The 5,321-nt window shown below is 63.6% G+C and carries 4 protein-coding genes; 1 reads left to right on the forward strand and 3 read right to left on the reverse strand.

Annotation, left to right across the window (positions count from 1 at the left end):
• Both CQ12_RS40950 and CQ12_RS40955 read right to left on the reverse strand, forming a co-directional pair.
• The coding region (locus CQ12_RS40950; RefSeq protein WP_057840902.1) for a DUF3300 domain-containing protein at window positions 1–1,201 on the reverse strand (1,201 nt) is incomplete at its 3' end.
• 98 nt (window positions 1,202–1,299) lie between these two features.
• Window positions 1,300–2,637, reverse strand: a complete 1,338-nt coding sequence (locus CQ12_RS40955) for a TAXI family TRAP transporter solute-binding subunit (RefSeq protein ID WP_057840903.1) — start codon at window positions 2,635–2,637, stop codon at window positions 1,300–1,302.
• Window positions 2,638–2,888: 251 nt separating this feature from the next.
• On the opposite strand from CQ12_RS40955, the gene CQ12_RS40960 reads away from it, so the two are divergent.
• Window positions 2,889–3,215: an HdeA/HdeB family chaperone gene (locus CQ12_RS40960; protein WP_057840904.1), complete on the forward strand. Its 327-nt coding sequence runs from the start codon at window positions 2,889–2,891 to the stop codon at window positions 3,213–3,215.
• Here the strand turns inward: CQ12_RS40960 and CQ12_RS40965 are convergent.
• Window positions 3,190–5,040 carry a sensor histidine kinase gene (locus CQ12_RS40965; RefSeq protein WP_057840905.1) on the reverse strand — a complete coding sequence of 617 codons (1,851 nt, stop codon included), beginning with the start codon at window positions 5,038–5,040 and terminating at the stop codon, window positions 3,190–3,192. The genes CQ12_RS40960 and CQ12_RS40965 overlap by 26 nt on opposite strands.
• Window positions 5,041–5,321: the final 281 nt, after the last annotated feature.

The following is a 5,321-nucleotide window of genomic DNA, read 5'->3' on the forward strand; positions in this document are numbered from 1 at the left end:
CAGCGCGCGCGCCGCCGCTGGCGCGATTGGCCGCCTTGGCGCGATCTCCGCCGCCTGCTTTGGCACGATCGGCCGTGCCCGGCCGGTTGCCGCCACGATCCCCGGCGCGATCGCCACCACGATTACCAGCACGATCGCCAGCCCTGTCACCAGCGCGATCGCCGGCACGATCACCCGCACGGTCGCCCGCGCCCGGGCGGTCGCCACCAGGCTTCAGCACCTGCTGGCCGTCGCGACCGCGAAAATCCATCCGGTTGCCGGCGCCCGCCTTCAGATTGTTGTTGCCGAAGCGATCCGCGACGCGCGCGTTGGCGTATCTGACGCCCTGGCGGTGCGCCGGGTTGTGCTGCCAGTTATTTCCGACATTGGTTATCCTGTTGTAGTGATTGACGTAGAGGTTGCGATTACCCCAGTTGAAGCCGCCGCCCCAGTAATTGCCCCAGCGCGCGATGGCCCAGCCGGTACCAAAGGCAAGCCCGGCCGCAATCACGCCCGCGCCGATATAGGACGGGTAGCCGAAATAATAGGGCGGATACTCCGCGTAAGGCCATTCGCCGTACACGGTGGCGGGTTCGTAATAGGGCACATACATCGTCGAGGGGTTGGCCTGCTCGATCACGATCACGTCGCGGTTGTCCTGCTTCTGAACGCTCACCTTCTGCTGCTTGTTGGTCACCAGCTTGTTGCGCGCCTGCGCTTTGGTCCGCAGCCGCTGGACCGCATCCATCACGTCCGGCTGCTGTGCCAGCACGGCATCGCCAAGGTCCTTGGTCCAGTCGATCTTGTCGCTCATCATCGCGAGCACGTCGGGGGTGGAGGCGAGCGCCTTGACGCTGTCGTCCCATCCCTGCTTGTCGACGGCTGCCTTCAAGGGATCACCCTTCAGGGTCTTGTTGCCTTTCACCCAGCGGTCGGCCTGCACCACTTCCAGCGGATAGGTCGATGCCGCCAGCACATTGGCGAGCAATTCGTCCGGATAAAGCGCGATCGGCGCAACCAGCGCTTCGAGCTGCGCGGGCTTCAGGAGCTGCTGCTCGGCTTGCGGCTGGGCCGGCGGGCTGGTTGCCGGTTGAGCAGCCGCCGGTGGCTGGCTGGTCTGGCCGGATGGCGCCGGTTGATTGTCTGTCGTTTGTGCCATGGTTGCGATCGGCGTCGCCAACAGGAACGCCCACGCAAGCAGGATTTTTCCGCAACGGAACATCGTCGCTTTCCCTCCAGATTGCGCGGCCAGCTTCAGACAGCGGCGAGGCCGGAGGTTTGATAAAGATCAAGGGAATTCGGCCGAGCCTAACCCCGAACCTAGCCCCGAAGCTGTTCCCGCGTTTTGCCGCCCTGCTGCGGCGCAAGAACAAGCCGGCGGTCGTGAATCAGGTTTTCCAGCCGGTGTGCCGCCACATTCAGCGCGGTGACATCGCGGGTTTCATCCTCGCCGGCGGCGGCCTTGAGGCGCTGCGTCTGCAGGATACGGTCGATTTCAAGTTCGATCTCGTCAAGCTCGACCTCGCTGCCGCTGATGCGGATACGCCGCCCCAACGCATAGAGCGCATCCAGCGCCTGCTCGCGGGTCTGCGGCCCATCCGCGCGCAGGAATTTCCAGGCGGCGGCGAGCACGGATAGCAGTCCGCCCGCGATCATCGGCGCCAGGAAGATGATGTTGCCCCATTCGTCGAGAAAACTTTGCTGCGTGCCGTTGTAGAAGGCCGCTGCGCCTGGATGCACCGGCAGGTGAGCGTCCGCATCCGTATCGGGCGCCGTCACCTGGGCAAGGATCGGCAACTCCGTCAGCAGGTCGCGGCGCGCGTTCATCACCGACTGCGTCAGGTCCGTGACGAGATCGTTGCTGAGCTTCTTTTGCGCGACGAGATAGAACGAGGTGCGGAGCGTCGTCAGGTCATCCGCGGGAACAGGCGGCGCGCCGCGCAAGGTACCCTTCGGCACCTCATAGCTCTCATAGGCGCGGTCCCGCCCGGCAATGGCGCCGGCCTGCTCGATCGGAATCAGCACCGGCGACGTCTTGGTGTTCTGTGGAAACAGGCTACGGATCAGCGTCAAATATTTTTCGGCGAGCGGCACCACGACCAGGATCGCGCGCACTTCCTTTGTCTCGAGCGCCTTGCGCGCGTCCGCGGGCGCCAGGTTTTTGAAAATCACATTGGCTCGGGCGAGATCGTATTCGTCGCTCAACTCCTTGACGATCTTCCGATTGACGTCGCCACCGACGACGCCCACGGTAACCCGCTTCAATCCGGCGATATCCGAGATCGGAGAGCCCGGCGGCGCGATCAGCAACGCCACCGCATGCGCGACGACCACGACCGCCTGCGCCTGCGACAGATCGCCGACATCGCCGCGCACGACCGCCAGGTCAACCTGGCCGGAGGCGAAGGCCGTCGCCGCATCCAGCACGCCGCCGGTCTCGACGATGTTGAAGCGCACCGGCGCGTTCAACTGCGTCAGCTTGCGCGCGATGGCTGTTACCAGCCGGCTTGCCTCCCCATCCAGCGACCCCACCGCAACCGTCAATGTCGTCGGCTTCGTGTACCAGCGATAGGCAAGGAAGCCGGTGCCTGCAACCAGCAGGAAGACGCCGGCCACCAAGGCAATCCGCAGCCAGGTCGGCAGTTTCATCGGGTTCATGCGGCGTGCTCGGACAGTGCGCCCGGCGGCTGCCGATCTGATCAGCCGCCTTGGCCAAGGCTCGGTCGACATCAAGCCAACCGGCTGGCAGTCAATCCATTGATCCAGATCAACGCCGACAGCCTTCGCCCTGCAAGGTTCAAGCAGCCGGCGTCCACCCACCCGGCAAGCCGCTCCCCCAGAGCGACGCCAAGAGGCCGTCACCCCCATGGCGGCCTCTTACCTTGCAGGGTGATGCCGGAGTTTCGAACATGCGCATGTCAAAGCTGATCGCCGCCATGCTTGCCGCCTCGCTGCTGGCCTGGTCACAAGCCGCCGCTGAGGACAAGATGGTGGTCGACATGAGCAAGATGACGTGCGGAGAGCTTACGAAGCTCGGCTTCCAGGATTTTGCCGGCGTCACCATGTGGCTGAGCGGCTATTACAATGCGAGCGTCCGCAACACCACCATTGACCTCTACCAGTTCGCGCAGGCCGCCAAGACCGTGAAGGACTTTTGCGCGACGAGCCCACGCGCAACGGTGATGTCGGCCGCCGAGCGGGCGCTCGGAATCAAGATGCCGCGAGCGCGCTCGTAAGCACCAGCGGCAACCGGATCCGGAACAGCGCACCTTTTCCGCTCCAGTTTTCTGCTGAAATCTCGCCGTCATGCGCCTCGACGATGGTGCGCGCAATGGACAGTCCCATCCCCATACCGCTGGGCTTGGAGGGGTAGAAGGGATCGAATATTTCCTCCAGCTTTCCGGCGAGGATGCCCGGACCATGATCGGCGATCTCGATCTCGGCGAAATCGCGATCCCGCGCGGTGCGCACGATGATCCTGCGCTGCGACTTGTCCAGATGTGCCATTGCGTCCGCGGCATTCATGAACAGGTTGAGCAGGACCTGCTGCAGTTGAACACGGTCTCCCTTCACAGGGAGAGGAATAGCGCTGAGCGCACTTTCCACGGTAACTTCTCTCGCATGGGCAAGGCCGGAAACGAGATCGAAGGTCTCACCGACCATGTCGTTGAGGTCGATCTCCCTGGCCTCGAACGGTGCGCGCTTCAGCAGGCTGCGCAACCGTCTGATCACCTCCCCGGCGCGCTGGTCGTCGCGCCTTATATCGGAAATTATCTCCTTCAGCTCGCTCACATCGAGCGTCGGCGAGTCCAGCATCAGGGCGGCGGTCTCGGTGTTGACGAGGATCGAGCCGAGCGGCTGGTTGAGCTCATGGGCGATCGACGTGGTGAGCTCGCCCGCCATGGAATAGCGGTTGACATGGGCGAGTTCCGACATGCGCTGGCGCGCCTCGACTTCGGCGAAACACCGGCGCCGCCGTTCATAGAGCAGAATCGAGATCAGCGCGGCCTGCAACAGCACAACACCGCAGGCAGCCGCGATCTGCCAACGATACTTCTCCCAGGCAGAGGCCTCGCGAAAAAGGACCTCGCTGCCCGGCGGCAGCCGCGCTTCGCTAATGCCCCATCGCTGCAATTCCCGCCAATCGTATTTGGCCGCCGCAAACTCGCTCGGCGGGGTCTTGATGTCGCCCGGTTTCTCACCACCGAGAATACGAATTGCCACGCTCACGGCGGAGCGGCTGCGGACGAGCGCCGAATGCATCGGCCCGCCGATAATTTCCCTGCCGAAAAACGAGTCGTCATGCGTGAAGATCGGCGCATTGGCGACGTTGTAGAGTCTCGTCAGCGCCCGGTCGCCTTCATGCGCGACACCGGCGGCATCGGCAACCATCTGGTACCAGAAGATCGCGGAGTGCGGTGGCAGCGCGGCAAGCTGCTTCAGCGTGTCCTCATAGGGCAGCTTGTCGTACCACCTTATCTCTATTCTCCCTTCGAGCGGTTTCAGCTCCTTCAGCATTTCGCCTCGCCAGAACCGCTCGTTTGGCGAGTCGCCATTGACGATCGCAATCGTCTTTGTATCCGGCGATATCTTGAGGAAGCTCTCGAACAGAACAAGAAATCTGTGGGTGACCGCGACGACCGTGTCATTGGCGGTCAAGGCGGAATGCTGGACACGGCGTGCCTCGATGGTCGTAAACAGGACCGGGGTCGCGGGGAAAAGCTGCTGGCGGTTGCGTTGAATGAACGAAGTCGCGGGGGCGCCTACGCCGATGACGAGGTCCGGCGGGTGGTTGGCGTAGAGCGCCTGCAGATATTGAAGAAACGGAGTTTCCGAGTTGACGTCGGCGGAGCGCGCAGCAACCAGGGAATGCTCCTGAACGTCCAGCGGCCAGAGCGACTGGCGGTCAAGTTCAGCGCGCATGGTCTTCGCATATTCGTTCCACGGCCGAAATTCCCGGCCGACCGAATGCAGAATCATGATCCGCTTGTGGTCCGGCTGGCCGGCGTAGGCCGGTGCCGAGCTGATCACCGCCAGCAGCACGAAAAAGCGCCAGACCATTCTGGTCAGACGCCTTTCGCCGATCTTGATCACCGAGCGACGCGTCACAACTGCCTTGGCTTCCCGTTGCACAGCACAACAAGAAGCCATAGCAGCATGATTTGGCGCGCGGGGAAACTCCGGCAAAGCCCGCTTCGCCGGTTACCCGGCACCGCCGGCTAGCAGCGCGTGACAACCCGGCCATAGGCGTCCACCGCCTGGACGCAACCCGATCCGTAATAGGCGCCGGCCGCGGCCCCCGCAGCAGCGGCGCCCGCGCCGACCGCAACGGCCCGCCGCGT

This window comes from Bradyrhizobium jicamae, from assembly GCF_001440395.1.
GTDB lineage: Bacteria > Pseudomonadota > Alphaproteobacteria > Rhizobiales > Xanthobacteraceae > Bradyrhizobium > Bradyrhizobium jicamae.

Bases quoted from the DNA above. Each gene is read 5' to 3' on its own strand.
- CQ12_RS40955 (WP_057840903.1), bottom strand. From the start codon at position 2,637: ATGAACCCGATGAAACTGCCGACCTGGCTGCGGATTGCCTTGGTGGCC.
- CQ12_RS40960 (WP_057840904.1), top strand. From the start codon at position 2,889: ATGCGCATGTCAAAGCTGATCGCCGCCATGCTTGCCGCCTCGCTGCTG.
- CQ12_RS40965 (WP_057840905.1), bottom strand. From the start codon at position 5,040: ATGGTCTGGCGCTTTTTCGTGCTGCTGGCGGTGATCAGCTCGGCACCG.